Annotated in this window: 12 protein-coding genes and 1 pseudogene; 9 read left to right on the top strand and 4 right to left on the bottom strand. The window is 66.0% G+C overall.

Translation table 11 applies throughout. From position 1 onward, the window contains the following. The first annotated feature begins 38 nt into the window (after positions 1-38). Complete coding sequence (locus CKW46_RS21655; protein WP_482052381.1) at positions 39-1637, top strand: GMC family oxidoreductase N-terminal domain-containing protein; 1599 nt, start codon at positions 39-41, stop codon at positions 1635-1637. Between the two features lie 169 nt (positions 1638-1806). On the opposite strand, the gene CKW46_RS21650 is transcribed toward CKW46_RS21655, so the two are convergent. From CKW46_RS21650 to CKW46_RS21640, 3 genes are all read right to left on the bottom strand, one after another. Next, a complete protein-coding gene (locus CKW46_RS21650; RefSeq protein ID WP_117437533.1) occupies positions 1807-3339 on the bottom strand; it encodes a phospholipase C in 1533 nt (510 codons plus the stop codon). Positions 3340-3575: 236 nt separating this feature from the next. Beyond that, a complete protein-coding gene (locus CKW46_RS21645) occupies positions 3576-5153 on the bottom strand; it encodes a glycoside hydrolase family 13 protein (RefSeq protein WP_041299454.1) in 1578 nt (525 codons plus the stop codon). Next, the gene (locus tag CKW46_RS21640) at positions 5153-5539 is read right to left on the bottom strand and encodes a globin (RefSeq protein WP_012395421.1); all 387 of its coding nucleotides are present in this window, start codon (positions 5537-5539) and stop codon (positions 5153-5155) included. The genes CKW46_RS21645 and CKW46_RS21640 overlap by 1 nt, the downstream gene beginning before the upstream one ends. Positions 5540-5692: 153 nt before the next feature. Between CKW46_RS21640 and CKW46_RS21635 the strand changes: the two genes are divergently transcribed. From CKW46_RS21635 to CKW46_RS21625, 3 genes are all read left to right on the top strand, one after another. Beyond that, positions 5693-6334, top strand: coding sequence for an HNH endonuclease (locus CKW46_RS21635; RefSeq protein WP_015356563.1), 642 nt, complete (start codon positions 5693-5695; stop codon positions 6332-6334). Between the two features lie 101 nt (positions 6335-6435). Then, the gene (gene ctaJ / locus CKW46_RS21630; protein ID WP_011741467.1) at positions 6436-6669 is read left to right on the top strand and encodes an aa3-type cytochrome oxidase subunit CtaJ; all 234 of its coding nucleotides are present in this window, start codon (positions 6436-6438) and stop codon (positions 6667-6669) included. After that, the gene (locus tag CKW46_RS21625; protein WP_252872648.1) at positions 6656-7123 is read left to right on the top strand and encodes a DUF5130 domain-containing protein; all 468 of its coding nucleotides are present in this window, start codon (positions 6656-6658) and stop codon (positions 7121-7123) included. Before ctaJ ends, CKW46_RS21625 begins: the two co-directional genes overlap by 14 nt. 94 nt (positions 7124-7217) lie before the next feature. On the opposite strand, the gene pepN is transcribed toward CKW46_RS21625, so the two are convergent. Next, positions 7218-9797 carry an aminopeptidase N gene (gene pepN, locus CKW46_RS21620; RefSeq protein ID WP_482052380.1) on the bottom strand — a complete coding sequence of 860 codons (2580 nt, stop codon included), beginning with the start codon at positions 9795-9797 and terminating at the stop codon, positions 7218-7220. A gap of 275 nt (positions 9798-10072) precedes the next feature. Here pepN and CKW46_RS21615 point away from each other — a divergent pair. The 5 genes and pseudogenes from CKW46_RS21615 to CKW46_RS21595 all read left to right on the top strand — a co-directional run bounded on the left by CKW46_RS21615 (position 10073) and on the right by CKW46_RS21595 (position 15375). Beyond that, positions 10073-11769, top strand: a pseudogene (locus CKW46_RS21615) (PE family protein). Positions 11770-11869: 100 nt separating this feature from the next. Then, complete coding sequence (locus CKW46_RS21610; RefSeq protein ID WP_117437535.1) at positions 11870-12493, top strand: Rv2466c family mycothiol-dependent reductase; 624 nt, start codon at positions 11870-11872, stop codon at positions 12491-12493. A gap of 131 nt (positions 12494-12624) precedes the next feature. After that, positions 12625-13995, top strand: a complete 1371-nt coding sequence (locus CKW46_RS21605; RefSeq protein ID WP_482052379.1) for a cation:dicarboxylate symporter family transporter — start codon at positions 12625-12627, stop codon at positions 13993-13995. 85 nt (positions 13996-14080) lie between these two features. Further along, the gene (locus CKW46_RS21600; RefSeq protein WP_012395413.1) at positions 14081-14560 is read left to right on the top strand and encodes a ribose-5-phosphate isomerase; all 480 of its coding nucleotides are present in this window, start codon (positions 14081-14083) and stop codon (positions 14558-14560) included. Between the two features lie 8 nt (positions 14561-14568). Further along, on the top strand, positions 14569-15375 hold the full coding sequence (locus tag CKW46_RS21595; protein WP_015356556.1) for an Fpg/Nei family DNA glycosylase: 807 nt from the start codon (positions 14569-14571) through the stop codon (positions 15373-15375). Positions 15376-15414 lie beyond the last annotated feature (39 nt).

Below are 15414 nucleotides of genomic sequence, written 5' to 3'. Positions count from 1 at the left end.
CCGTTTTGCTGGGGTGAAATTGACGCTAGGTTTTTGTCATGGCCGACACCGCTGCAGTTCTGGCTTGCAACACCGATGCGTTGCGTAGCGAGTACGACGTTGTGATCCTCGGCTCCGGCTATGGAGGCGCGATCACCGCGGCGCGGCTGGCAACCGCCAACGCGGCAGCGGGCGGCAAACTCGACATCGCGGTGCTGGAACGGGGCGTCGAGCACCCCACCGGAACCTTCCCCGAAACCGAGAAGGCCGCGCTTGGCGAACTTCGCTCGCGCTCGAATCCCTTGGGCCTCATCGAGATCGAACGCTTCAAGACCATCGACGTGATCCACGCCAGCGGACTTGGCGGCACCTCGTTGATCAACTTCAATGTGGCGATCGTCCCCGATCGGGAAGTGTTCCTGGCGTCATGGCCGCGGGAGTTCCGCGCGTTGGTGGAACAGCAGCGTGAGGGTGTTGGCGGCCTGGACGAATACTTCGGCCGAGCCCGCCGCATGCTCGGCGCCGTGCCCTATGCGGAGAACGTGCCGCTGCGTCGCGTCGAAGCGTTCACCCAGATCGCCAAGAACGTGGGTGCCCAGCTGCAGATCCTGGACATCACGGTCAGCGCCGAAGACCGCGTGACCAGATACGGCGTACAGCGGCGGCGCTGCCCCAACCACGGTGGCGATGGCACCGGTGACAACACCGGTTCGAAGAACACCCTGATGACCAACTATCTGCCGATGGCCGCACACCATGGCGCCCAGATGTTTTGCGGCATCGAAGCGGAGCGCATCGAAGCCGCCGACGACGGCCGCTGGCGGGTGATCGCTGGGCGCACCGGGCGCAAAGGTCAAGGCTCGCGCAAGGGCCAAGACGGCGATGTCGTCATCACCGCCCGTCACGTCGTGGTCTGTGCCGGCGCGCTGGGCAGCAACGGAATCCTGATGCGCTCGAGAGATGCCGGGCTGAAACTGTCTGGGCGGCTGGGTAAGAACTTCAGCGGCAACGGCGATAACTTCGCGATCGCCTACAACACCGACATGCGCACCGATACCCAAACCTGGGCGACCACCGATGGGCCGCCGCGATCCGAGCTGACTTGCGGGCCGAGCATCACCGCGGTGATACGTTTCGGCGCCGACCAATCCGACGTGCGTAAGCGGTTCACCGTGGAGGACTTGTCGATGCCCCGCGCGCTCGTCGACAGCTTCCGCTTGGGGCTGATGGGGCTGGCCGCGGCCAGCTATCGCGACCTGCGGCCGACCAAACTTGACCGCTGGCGTCGTGACGTCACCTTCAACACCGACGGCGCGATGAACCACTCGCTCGGATTCCTGATCATGGTGCACGACAACTCCGACGGCGAACTGGTGCTACGCAAGAACGGCACCGTCAAGGTCGACTGGCCGCGGGCCCCGACCGAAGCGGTCTACCGCGACGTCGACGCGATCATGAAACCCGCTGTCGAGGCGATTGGCGGGACGTACATCAAGAATCCGCGATGGGACAAGCGCTTCCTCGGCAAGCACCTGATCACCGCCCATCCGATGGGTGGGTGTGCCACCGCCGACAACGTCGACGCCGGCGTAGTCGACCACGCCGGGCACGTGTATCACCGCCGATGGCGGCACCTACGACGGGCTCTACGTGTGTGACGCGTCGGTCATCCCGCGAGCCATCGGGGTGAACCCGTTTCTGACCATCTCGATGTTCGCCGAACGCACCGCCGAACTGATGCGTCGCGAACTTGGCCTGCCCGGCTATGACCCCGTTACCGAACTCGACGACCGCGTCTGAGCCGTCCGTCTGGGTGGCTGCGCGGGCCTAGCAGAGGCCGCTGGGAATCCCGCGCGCTGGCTGGGTCTCCTGCGTGGGCATCACCTGCGGGAACGGCACCCGGTAGGGGACCGCCGTCTTCGTCACGGTGCCCAGGACATAGTTGGGCACGCACTGGGGCAGCTTCTGGACGGCGTTGATCGCGGGGTGGCTGAGGTTGGGGCGCGATGAATTCGGCGGGACCGCGAAGTTGAACGTCGAGGTCATGTCACCGACCAGGCCGTTGCGCCAGGCGCTGATGTTGGGGACCGGAACGTCAAACCGCGTCTCGATCAACTTCAGTTGAGAGGTGTGGTCGAACGTGTCGTGGACCATCAGCGGGCCCCGGCTGTAGGGCGAGATGACAAAGCATGGCACGCGATAACCCAAACCGATCGGTCCACGTATGCCACCGGAGCCGGTGACCGCGTCGATGTTGGGCACGGTGATCCACTCGCCGGGAGTTCCCGGGGGAGCCGTGGTCGGCGTGACATGGTCGAAGAATCCGCCGTTTTCGTCGTAGCTGACGATGAGCGCCGTCTTTTCCCACACCGCCGGATTGGAAAGCAGGATCCGCAGCACGTCCACAATCGCCACGGCGCCCACATTCACCGGGAACGCCGGGTGCTCGGACAACAGGAACCCCGGCAGCACCCAGGAGACCTTGGGCAGCCGGTTGTTGCGGACATCGGAGACGAAGTCTCTGGGGTAGGTCGGCGCGATGCCGTAACGGGCTAGATTCGTCCGCGGATTCTGGGCCTGCTTGAAATCATTGAGCATCCCGTCATAGCCGATGACCGTATTGTTCAGCGCCCCCAGCAGCTTGTTCTGGTAGATCTTCCAGCTGACCCCGGCATCCTCGAGATTGTCGGGCATGGTGCGCCAACTGAACCGCCCCTGGGGTTGGATGTTGGGGTCTACCAGCAGCGGCCCCCCGTTGGCGCCATCGGGATCGATAGTGCCGCTCATCCAATAGAGCCGGTTTGGCGACGTTCCTCCGATGAGCGAGCAAAAGTAGCCGTCGCAAATCGTGAACGTATCGGCCAGCAGGTAGTGGATCGGGATGTCTTCGCGCTGGTAATAGCCCATCGTCACCGGGGTGTTGCCCTGCAGCGCACTGACCGCGGCTTGGGCCGGCAGCCAGTTGTCGTTGCCGCCGTTGTTCCAGGCGTTGTGCATGGCGATCCAGTCGTGTCCTGGGTCGTTGACACACTCACCGGCAACGAGCGGGCCTCGCGTGGTGTCGAAGCGGTAGGGGATCGTGGTTCCGGCCGGATCGTTGGACTGTGTTTGGGGGTTCCAGCCTTTCTGGGCGAACAGCGGTGAGCCGCTGTCGAATCCGTTGGTGCCCGAAAGCTTGCCGAAGTAGTGGTCGAACGACCGGTTCTCCTGTATGAACAACACGATGTGCTCGATGTCGCTCAGGTGACCCGAACATGGCCCCGCTGCGTAGGCCTTTTCGATGACCGGGCCGGCCAAGGACATGACGGCACCGGCCCCGCTGGCGGCGGCGGCCTTGGCCAAAAACTCGCGACGCGACATCGCATCGACGGGGCTCTTGCTCACCGCCTACCTTCCCTGTGCGTTTGTGGGAGGAACGGTATACGCCGGCGATGCTTTGCTGCGCCAAGTCGACCGGCGTGTTGGAGGCAAGTTCGGATTCGCTGTCGGCCGATCCGGTTCGGCACCGGCGGGACCGGGAGCGTTCCATGATGCTGGCGTAGCGGCGGCAACGGCGCCTGGCTGTTCGGAGCCAACGGGGCTTGGCCGCCGCGTCGTTACACCAGCCAGGCCGCCGCATCGGGCGCCAACGCGCCGTCGACTAGTGGCGCGCTGGCCAGCAGCAGCTCGCCGTCCGGGAGCGTCAGCGGGCGGTCGCCGGCGTTGAGCGCGCACACCAACCCAGCCGGGCGGCGAAATATCAGCGCGCCGCGTGGGGCGCTCAGCCACCGGATTTCGTTTCCGTCGAATTCCCTACGCTTCCTGCGTAATTCGAGCGCACGCCGGAAAAACGCCAACGTCGAACCGGCATCCTCAAGCTGCTTTTCGACGGTCAGCGCCGCCCATTCGGGCGGCATCGGCAACCAGGTGTCAGCGCAGCTGGAGAACCCGAACGGGGGAGTCGTACCCGACCACGGCATCGGAACCCGGCACCGGTCACGGCCGCGTTCGGTACGTCCGGAACGTTCCCAGGTCGGGTCCTGCAACACCTCGTCGGGCAGGTCCACATCCGGCAGCCCGAGTTCCTCCCCGTTGTAGAGGAACACGGCGCCCGGCAGGGCGAGCATGAGCATCGCCATGGCCCGGGCCCGGTGCAGCCCCGTGGGCCCGCCGCCGTAGCGGGTGACCTCCCGGCCCACATCGTGATTGGCCAGTGTCCAGGTGGGAGCGGCGTTCGCCATCGCGGCGGCCTGCAGCGAGTTCTGCACCGCGGCGTGAATCTCGGCCGCATCGAAGTCGGTTCGCGCCAGCCGGAAATTGAAACCCAAATGCAGCTCATCGGGTCGCAGATACTGCGCCCAGCGAGCGTTGTCGTGTACCCACACCTCGCCGACGGTCACCGCGGCCGGGTACTCATCGATGACCGTCCGGATGTCGCGGTGAATCGCGTGCACATTCGGGTGGTTGAAGCGCGGATCGTCGTCGGTGTGGCGCAATACCTCTGCGACGTCCGATGTGTCCGGAAGCCCGGGTGGTTTGGCCATGCCGTGCGCAACGTCGATACGGAAGCCGTCCACCCCGCGTTCCAGCCAGAAGCGCAGCGTTTTCTCGAAGCCGTCGAAGACGTCGGGGTTGTCCCAGTTCAGATCTGGTTGTTCGGTATCAAACAGATGCAGATACCACTGGCCGGGCGTGCCGTTCGGATCGGTCACCCGGGTCCACGCCGGTCCGCCGAAGACTGACTCCCAGTTGTTGGGCGGCCGCACGCCGCCGGGTCCGCGCCCGTCGCGGAAGAAGTACCGATCTCGGTCGATGCTGCCTGGTCCTGCGGCAAGCGCGGCCTGAAACCAGGGATGCGCCGAACTGGTGTGGTTGGGCACCACGTCCATGATGATCTTGATGCCGCGCCGGTGCGCCGCCGCGATGAGCCGCTCGAGTGCGGCCATGCCGCCGAACAGTGGGTCGACGTCGCGGGGATCGGAGACGTCATAGCCATGGTCTGCCATCGGCGACACCGTGACGGGGTTCAGCCAGATCCCGTCGACACCGAGGTGGGCCAGGTGATCGAGCCGGGCCGCGACCCCGTCCAAGTCACCAACACCGTCGCCGCTGCTGTCCGCGAACGATCGGGGATAGACCTGGTAGAAAACCGCGGTGGACCACCACGGCTTCGCTTCGTCGCCGTCGGCCGCCATCAAAATGGTGAGTTGACCAGTGAGTGGGCGGCCATTTCCAGGTAGTCGAGCAACTCGCGACGATGATCGTCGTCCAGGGTCTGCGAATCGACGGCAGCGACGGCCGTGTGCATGCACCGCAGCCAGGCGTCGCGCTCGATCGGCGTGATTCGGAAAGGCATGTGCCGCATCCTCAGCCTGGGGTGTCCGCGCTGCTCAGAATAGGTGCGCGGGCCGCCCCAATACTGCTCGAGGAACATCCGCAGGCGTTCTTCCGCGCCCGATAGGTCCTCTTCGGGATACAGCGGGCGCAATATCTCGTCCTCGGCGACCAACTCGTAGAAGCGGGACACGATTGTTTCGAAGGTCTTGGCCCCCCCGACAGCGTCGTAGAAGGGCTCGGTCATCTGATCCATCCCTTCCATTGTGGGCCATTTGTCTTGGCTGGCTGTTGCGGGCGACCCGTTAGACCCTGTTGTTCACCCAAGTGACACGGCGTCGACGTGGCAAAAGGCGTGCGATCGGCGGCAAATCGTGGTGGACTGTTGCCCGGAGGATCTATGGCGCAGGGCAAGAAGCGCCGCGGCCACCGCAACCACGGCGCCGCGGCCAGCATGACTGGGACCGCGTCATGTCTGCACAGTGTCGATACCCATCCGCCCAACCGCCACGAGACCGCGTCGATCTGGAGCCGCCGGCGGGTGCTGCTGCTGAACTCCACCTACGAACCGCTCACCGCCTTGCCGATGCGCCGCGCGATCGTCATGGTGATCTGTGGCAAGGCTGACGTGGTGCACGACGACCCGGCAGGGCCGGTCATCCACTCGGCGACCCAAACCATCGTGGTTCCTTCGGTAATCCAACTGCGGACCTACGTCCGGGTGCCCTACCGTGCCCGGGTTCCGATGACCCGTGCCGCGCTGATGCACCGTGACCGTTTCTGCTGTGCCTACTGCGGGGCGAAAGCCGACACCGTCGACCACGTCGTGCCGCGCAGTCGCGGGGGTGAGCATTCGTGGGAGAACTGCGTCGCGTGCTGCTCAGCGTGCAATCACCGCAAGGGTGACAAGCTGCTCACCGAACTTGGCTGGTCACTGCGCCGAACGCCGCTGCCGCCGACCGGTCAGCACTGGCGACTGCTCTCGACGATCAAGGAATTGGACCCATCCTGGGCCCGATACCTCGGCGAGGGCGCTGCCTAGCGTTGTCATCGCGACTGGCCGACACTGTCGCGGTGATCAAATTCGTGTCCTAACTGCGCCGGGTGAACCCTCGGTGGGATACGGTTTGGGGCGTGAGCGTTATGGAGATTCATCTCTTTTTCGTCGGAATACCGTTGTTCTTGGTGGTTGTCCTGGGAGCGATCTTCTTGACCCGCAAGGGACCGCACCCGGCCACCTACGAACTGTCGGAGAAATGGACGCATCCCCCGATCCTGTGGGCCGCCACCGATGAGGCTGTCGGAGACGCCCACGGACACGGCGGGCATGGTTCCTCGGAATTCTCAGTTGGAGGTGGCGCCAGTGGCACATGGTGACGTAGCGACGATCGAGCCCACTGACCTGCCGCGGGGTTCGGTATTCACCAGCAGCGGACGGATATCCAGGGTGACCGAACCCGGGGAATTGTCCGTGCACTACCCGTTCCCGATCGACGACCTCGTGGCCGTCGATGACGCCCTGAAGTACGCCTCGCGTGCGTCCAACGCGCGTTTCGCGGTGTACCTCGGCGATTTGGGTAGTGACACCGCCGCTCGTGCGCGCGCGATCTTGGCCAAGGTGCCGACACCCAACGGCGCGGTGCTGGTTGCGGTCTCACCCGACCAATGCGCCGTCGAGGTTGTCTATGGCGCGAACCTGCGGGGGCGCGGCGCCGAGTCGGCGGCTCCGTTGGGAGTTGCCGCCGCCACGTCGGCGTTCGAGCAGGGCAACCTGATCGATGGGCTGGTCAGCGCCATCCGCGTGCTCAGCTCGGGAATCACCCCGGCCTAGTCGCCGCGCGTCTGCCCGCGAGGGTGCGCAGCTGTACGCCCAACAGGGCGTGTCGGCGTATGGTTGCGCACCCTCGCGAGGGCACACGGCCGCGCTAGAGCGCGGCGTCGAACCGTCGGGCTCGCAACGACCGCTTGACCGCGGCCTGGCCCTCGGACACCAGCCGCCGCAGCGCGGGTGCTAGCTCGGGGTCGGCCAGGAAACGGTCGGCGGCGGCAACGCCTTCCTCGGTGATGTCCCAGTAGGGGTACAAGCCGATTACCACCGATTGGGCGACCTCGCTCGATCGGCGCTCCCATACCCCGAGAATCACCTCGAAATAGCGGGCGGTGAAGGGCTTGAGCAGCTCACCTTGTCCGGGGGCGCCGATTCCCGAGATGATGGCTCGGCCGGTGGCGTTGGCCAGCGTGTCATCCTCGACCACCGTGGTGAACGCGCGGTCTTTGACCGGGAACTGCGGCCGCGCCGCACGGGCGTGCGCACTGCTGCGCTTGCCGGTGGCGGTCGGGTCGCGCTTTTCCTCGGCGTCGATGCGGGGTGACTCCGGTCCATCGCTGTCGATGACGCCGGCGGTCGCCAGCGCGGTGACGATGCGCCAGCGCAGGTCCGTATCGACTTCCAGGCCGGCCAATCCCAACTCGGCCGGGTCATTGTCCAGCAGCGCCGCCAGCGTCTCCACATGGCGGGGCGAGAGCACCGACGTGCACAGCGCGTTGATGAAGGCCAGCTGATGATCGGACCCGGCATCGGCCGCGCGGGCCAATTCCACCAGCCGATCGGCGAACTGCGGCCAACCCGTTTCGCTGGCCCAACCCGGTTCGGCGTAGGAACCCAGCGCCGTCTGGGCTTGCAGCAGCAGTCGCTGTGCCACGCCGACTTCCGTCTCGGCGTGAATGCCGCCTGACACCAGCGACACGAAGTCACGCGCACGCAGCTCGGCCTCGCGTGTCATCTCCCAGGCCGCGGACCAAACCAGGCTGCGCGGCAACGGTTCGGCGATGTCGGCGATGCGCCCCAACGCCGTTTGCAGCGAGTCACCGTCGAGCCGCAGCGAGCAATAGGTCAGGTCGTCATCGTTGACCAGGATGAGTTTCCCGCGAGGCACACCAACCAGGGCAGGGACTTCCGACTCCGTCCCGACGACGTCGAGTTCTTCTCGATGGACTCGCACCAACTTTCCCGACCCGCCGGCGACATCGTCGTCGTAGACGCCCACCGCCAGCCGATGCACCCGGGTCTCGCCCGCACCGGGCGCCGCGCCACTTTGCTGCACCACAAACCGGGTAAACCGGCCGTCGGCATCGACGTCGAAGTCCGGGCGCAGCGTGTTGAGACCGGTGGTCTTGAGCCACTGCTGACCCCAATTGGACAAGTCGCGCCCGGATGCCTTTTCCAGTGCGGTGATCAGATCGCTGAATGTCGCATTGCCGAATGCGTGGGCACGGAAGTAGTCCCGCAGCCCGGCCAGGAAGTGCTTGAGTCCGACATAGGCGACGAGCTGCTTGAGCACCGAAGCGCCTTTGGCGTAGGTGATCCCATCGAAGTTCACCTCCACCGCCGCCAGGTCGGGAATGTCCGCGGCGATCGGATGGGTCGAGGGCAGCTGGTCTTGCCGGTAAGCCCAGGATTTCTCGACCGTGGCGAAGGTTGTCCAGGCCTCGGTGAATTCCGTGGCCTCGCTTTGGCACAGCACCGAAGCGAAAGTCGCGAAGGATTCGTTGAGCCACAAGTCGTCCCACCAGGTCATGGTGACCAGGTCGCCGAACCACATGTGCGCCATCTCATGCAGCACCGTCTCGGCGCGCCGCTCGTAGGAGGCCCGGGTGACCTTGCTGCGGAACACGTAGTCCTCGAGGAAAGTCACCGCGCCGGCGTTCTCCATGGCACCGGCATTGAACTCCGGGACGAACAACTGGTCGTACTTGCCGAACGCGTAGGGAATGCCAAAGTACTTGTGGTAGAAGCCAAATCCCTGCTTGGTTTGGGTGAACAACCGCTCGGCGTCCATGTACTGCGCCAGCGACGCGCGGCAGTAGATGCCCAGGGGAATGTCGCCGTGTTCGTCGCTGTAGGTGTCGTTCCAGACTGCGTACGGTCCAGCGATCAGTGCCACCAGATAGGTGCTCATCCGGGGGGTGACCCCGAAGCTGTGCACGGCGGCCGACTGGCTCTGTGAGACCTCGACCGCGGCGGCGTTGGATATCACCTTCCAGTGTTGAGGCGCGGTCACCCGGATCTCGAAAGTGGCCTTCAGATCGGGCTGATCGAAGCAGGCGAACATGCGCTTGGCATCGGCGGTCTCGAACTGCGAGTACAGGTAGGCCTCGCCGTCAACCGGGTCGACGAAACGATGCAGGCCTTCGCCGGTGTTGGAGTACCTGCAGTCGGCATCGACGATGACGACATTGCGATGCGACAGCCCGCGCAGGGGGATTCCGGTGGATTCGTCGTAACCAGAGACATCCAGCTCTTGGCCGTTGAGGTTGGCGCTGCGGACGCCCTCGGCGGCGATGTCGATCACCGTATCGGCGCCGGGCAGCGCGTCGAACATCACGGTGGTGGTCGAGCGGAACGTGCGCTCGCCGGTCACATCGAGGTTGACCTGGTAACTGTCGACCGTGATCAGGGCGGCGCGTTCGACAGCTTGATCCCGGGTGAGGTTTGGAAGAGCCACGGCGTCCAAGATATCGGCTGCGCTGGCACTGCACACGACAGCCCCGCTGCAAGATCGTGGTAAGGCTGGCCGGTGCTGTGGTCAGTGGTGCCCTGGGCAAGCGGGGCCAACCCGATTCGCCTGCCCGCGATAATCATCCACCGGTGAATTACGTTCCCCCACAACGCATTTGCGAGAAATTGTAGTGCCGACTCGGCTAGGGTGTGGTGCCAATGCTCTCGAATTTTGATGGTCGGTAAGTGCTAGCGGTGCCGTGGCTGATAGGAGACTGAGCGATGTCCTTTGTGGTGGTGGACCCGGAGATGGTGGCGGCGACGGCAGCGGATTTGGCGAATATCGGTTCGACGATCGGCGCGGCCAATGGTGCCGCGGCGGCTACGACGAGGGCGGTGCTTGCCGCGGGGGGCGATGAGATCTCGGCGGCCGTAGCCGCGTGCTTCGAGGCGCAGGCTGAGGCCTATCAGACCTTCGGTGCCCACACGGCGGCACTTCACGACCAGATTGTGCGGGCGTTGACTGCGGGTGCGGGCGGCTATTCCGCAGTTGAGGCGGCCAACACTTCGCTGCAGCAGGCCGCGAATCTGGTGACCTCTCCAGTTCAGACACTTACCGGGCGGCCATTGTTCGGCAATGGCGCCGATGCGACGACCCCGGGCGCCAACGGCGGAAATGGTGGGTGGCTCATCGGTAGCGGTGGTGACGGGGCGGCCGGCGGCGTGGCCGGCCAGGCCGGCGGCAATGGCGGTAGCGCCGGGCTCATCGGTGATGGCGGTAACGGCGGCACGGGTGGGTTCGGTGCGGCAGGGGGTACCGGTGGCGCGGGCGGGATGCTGTTCGGCAATGGCGGCAACGGCGGGGGGGCGTTGGTGTCACCGCGGGCCTAGGTGGCAACGGCGGTGCCGGCGGCAGTGCGGGGCTGTGGGGTCACGGCGGCAACGGCGGAATCGGCGGGGCAGGCGGGGCCGGGGCCGATGGCGTCAATCCTGTCCCGGCTGACGCCCCATTCAGCTACGCCGATAGTGGCCAGCAGGGTCATGATGTCATCGATGGCACCGCTGCTGGCGGCCACGCCGGCGCCGACGGAACTACCGCCGGGGAGATCGGCGGCGTGGGTGGCCGTGGCGGCGCCGCCTGGGCCCAATCACCAACGGGTACCCCCAATGTCACCGGTGGTGCTGGTGGCGGCGGCGGTGACGGGGGTTCCGGCGCGATGGGCGGCGGCGGCGGTGCCGGCGGCGACGCCACCGCAGGGACCGGGGCGGTTGCCACTGGTGGTGCTGGTGGCGCCGGCGGCGCCGGAGCCATCGGCGGAGCCGGCGGAGCGGGTGGTTCCGCCGGTACCGTGCTCGGCACCGGCAGTGCCCACGGCGGGGCCGGCGGGGCGGGCGCGGCGGGTGGCATCGGTGGCGCGGGGGGCAGCGCGGATGTGAACGCGAATGTCTTTCCCGGGCAATCCGCGACCGGCGGCAACGGCGGTATGGGCGGACGCGGCGGTGATGGCGTTGCTGCCGGCCTTGCCGGCGACGGCGGCAATGGTGGTGTCGGCGGTCAGGGTGGACTGCTGTTCGGAGATGGCGGCATCGGTGGTGCCGGTGGTGGCGGCGGTATCGGCGGAACCGGCGCTGTCGGTGGCGGGGGTGGTGCCGGCGGAGCCGCTGGCGACGGCGCGTTCGGCGGTGGCCCGTTCCACACCGGGCAGGGTGGTGTCGGCGGTGATGGCGGTGATGGCGGTGATGGCGGTGCCGGCGGTGATGGCGGCAACGGCGGAAATGGCGGCGCCGGTGGCGCGGGCGGGCTGATCGGTCACTCCGGTGGTTCGGGGCTCGGCGGTGCCGCCGGCGGTGGCGGAAGCGGCGGGGCCGGTGGTTTGGGCGGCGCCGGTGGGTTCGGTGAGGGTGGGGGTGCTGCGGCCGGTGCCAACGGTGCGACCGGTGCGACCGGCAACTCGGGCCACTCCGGCCAGGCCGGCTGACCGGGGAGAAAATGCATCTCCCTCGGTGGGGCGATCCGGGAACAATCAGCGGGTGGCCCCGGTTGCGCTGAATTGACCACCGACGAGAGGACCGCACGCCATGCCCGATCAGGCCGCCGAAAAATCTATTGCCGACTTCTGGTTCGACCCGCTGTGCCCGTGGTGTTGGATCACCTCGCGCTGGATCCTCGAGGTGGAGAAGGTCCGCGACATCGAAGTGAACTTCCGGGTGATGAGCCTTGCCATCCTGAACGAGAATCGCGAAGGTCTGCCCGAGCAATATCGCGAAGCCATGGCCAAGGCGTGGGGACCGGTGCGGGTAGCGATTGCGGCGGAGCAGGCGCACGGTGCCGGTGCGCTGGCCTCGCTCTACACCGCGATGGGCACCCGGATTCACAACGAGGACAACAAAGACCTCGATGAGGTGATCAAGCTGTCGCTGGCCGACGCTGGTCTGCCCGCCGATCTGGCTGCGGCCGCCACCAGCGACGCCTATGACGATGCGCTGCGCAAGAGCCACCATGCCGGGATGGACGCGGTGGGCGATGACGTCGGCACCCCGACCATCCACGTAAACGGTGTCGCCTTTTTTGGGCCGGTGCTGTCCAGGATTCCGCGGGGCGAACAAGCCGGCAAGCTATGGGACGCCTCGGTGACTTTCGCCGCCTACCCGCACTTCTTCGAGCTCAAGCGGACCCGCACCGAGCCGCCCGAATTCGACTGAACGCGGGTGCGTAACCGCTTGGCCAAGTGCTGAACATCGCCGGTCAGGCGCATCTATAATCCGGCCAGTGTCGATTCCCGGCCGATCGGATGTGCGGAATTATGACTGTGCGGCCTGCTAGGTAGTCGTCGATGACTACCCCGCTGGATCAGCCCCCAGCTACCGATCCACGGGCGAGCAAGAAGCGTCCCGACCGCACCCGCTGGCTGTATTTCGCGGTCATCGGCGCGGTGATCCTCGGGGTGATCGCCGGGCTGGCTGTGCCGTCGATCGGCCCACACGTCGCGGTCCTCGGGACGACATTCGTCAACCTGATCACCATGATGGTTGCGCCGGTGATCTTCTGCACCATCGTGTTGGGCATCGGTTCGCTGAACCGGGCCGCGCTGCTCGGCAAGGTCGGGGGACTGGCGTTCCTCTACTTCTTGGTGATGTCAACGGCGGCGCTGGGGATCGGCCTTTTCGTCGGCAACCTGATTGGGACGGTTCGCGGTCTGCATCTGTCCGTCGAGTCAATGGGCAGCGGCGTCGAGGTGGCCGACGCGGCGCCGCCGTCGGGCTGGATGCACGGCCTGCTCGATCAGGTCATCCCCACCTCGTTGTTGTCGGGTCTGACGAATGGCAACGTGCTGCAGGCACTGTTTGTGGCGCTGTTGGTCGGCTTCGCGGTCCAGGGCATGGGCGCTGCGGGTGAGCCCATCCTGCGTAGCGTCGAGTACCTGCAGAAGCTGGTTTTCAAGGTGCTTGGCATGCTGCTGTGGCTGGCGCCCATCGGCGCATTCGGCTGGATCGCCAGCATCATCGGGGCCACCGGTTGGGGTGCCGTGGCCAACCTGCTGATCCTGTTGGTTGGCTTCTGCCTGGCGTGTGCGGTGTTCGTGTTCGGTGTGCTGGGCGTGTTGCTCTACGTGGTTTCTGGGGTGTCGATCTTCCGGCTGGTTCGCTACCTGGCCCGGGAGTATCTGCTGATCTTTGCCACGTCGTCGTCAGAGGCGGTGTTGCCGCGACTTGTCGCCAAGATGAAGCACCTGGGCGTCGAACCCGCGACCGTCGGGGTGGTGGTGCCCGTCGGGTATTCGTTCAACCTCGATGGCACCGCGCTGTATCTGACCATGGCGTCGCTGTTCATCGCCGACGCACTCGGACGGCCGTTGGCGTGGGGCGAGCAGATCTCGCTGCTGGTGTTCATGATCTTTGCCTCCAAGGGCGCCGCCGGCGTGAGTGGTGCGGGTCTGGCCGCGTTGGCCAGCGGCTTGCAGGCCTATCGTCCCGAGCTCCTCGGTGGTGTCGCGCTGGTCGCGGGGACAGACACCTTCATGAAGGAGGCCCGTTCGCTGACGAACTTTTCCGGCAACGCGGTCGCGACAATCCTGGTGGGCTGGTGGACCAAGACGATTGACCGGGCAAAGGTCGACGCGGTACTGCACGGTCGCGATCCGTTTGACGAGTGGACCATGATCGATCGGGACGACGCGCCGCCGACGGGCGTCGCCGAGTCTTGAGCGGGCCGAGCCCGCCGGTTCGCCCAACGTGGCGCGACACGCCGCGCTTTGCATAGCTGACTTCCGCCAGGGAAGGATGTCGGGCATGCGCGTCTACCTGGGGGCCGACCACGCCGGCCTGGAGCTCAAACAGCAGATCATCGAGCACCTGAAAGCAACTGGGCACGAGCCGATCGACTGCGGTGCATTCACCTATGACGCCGAGGACGACTACCCGGCGTTTTGCATCGCCGCCGCGCAACGCACCGTGGCAGACCCGGGCAGCCTGGGCATCGTGCTGGGCGGATCGGGCAATGGTGAGCAGATTGCCGCCAACAAGGTCCCCGGTGCCCGCTGCGCTCTGGCCTGGAGCGAGCAAACCGCATCGTTGGCGCGCGAGCACAACAACGCGCAGCTCATCGGCATCGGCGGTCGGATGCACACCGTTGCAGAGGCGCTGGCTATCGTCGACGCCTTCCTGTCCACACCGTGGTCCAAAGCCGAGCGGCATCAACGTCGAATCGACATCTTGTCCGAGTACGAGCGGACCCACCAAGCGCCGCCGGTGCCCGGCGCTCAGGACTGAGAGCACCTGTGCCCGAAGGGCATACGTTGCACCGGTTGGCGCGGTTGCATCAGCGCCGGTTCGCCGGTGCGCCGGTGGTGGTATCGAGTCCGCAAGGCAAATTCGCGGACTCGGCCGGCGCGGTAGATGGCCGAGTGTTGCGCGCCGCCAGCGCATGGGGCAAGCATCTGTTCCATCACTATGCCGGCGGTCCGGTGGTGCACGTGCACCTCGGTCTCTACGGGGCTTTCACCGAATGGGTACGTTCTGCCGGTGAGCTTCTTCCCGACCCGGTCGGGCAGGTGCGGATGCGGATGGTTGGTGCCGAATACGGCACCGACCTGCGCGGGCCCACCGTATGTGAGGTGATCGACGACGCCCAGGTTGCCGATGTGCTCGCCCGGCTGGGACCTGACCCCTTGCGTAAGGATGCCGACCCGTCGTGGGCGTGGGCTCGGATCGCCAAGTCGCGCAGGCCGATCGGTGCACTTCTGATGGACCAGAAGGTGATGGCGGGGGTCGGCAACGTCTATCGCAGCGAGTTGTTGTTTCGGCACCGCATCGACCCGTACCGCAGCGGTCAGCGGATCACCGAAGCGGAGTTCAGCGCGGCCTGGACCGATCTGGTGGCACTGATGAAAGTCGGTTTGCGCGGCGGCAAGATCGTTGTGGTTCGTCCCGAACATGACCACGGGGCACCGTCGTACGCGGCGGGACGGCCTCGCACCTACGTGTACCGGCGCGCGGGAGATCCATGCCGGGTGTGTGGGGCCACGGTCGGTACGGCCGTACTCGAGGGCCGCAACGTCTTTTGGTGCCCCTCCTGTCAGGCGTGATCTTGATCACTATCTAGGTGCGCAACGTGACGTCACCTG

Origin of the sequence: Mycobacterium liflandii (assembly GCF_022354805.1) — a bacterium.
GTDB lineage: Bacteria > Actinomycetota > Actinomycetes > Mycobacteriales > Mycobacteriaceae > Mycobacterium > Mycobacterium marinum.
Note: the sequence above shows the minus strand (reverse complement) of the source record. Positions and strands in the feature narration are given on the sequence as shown.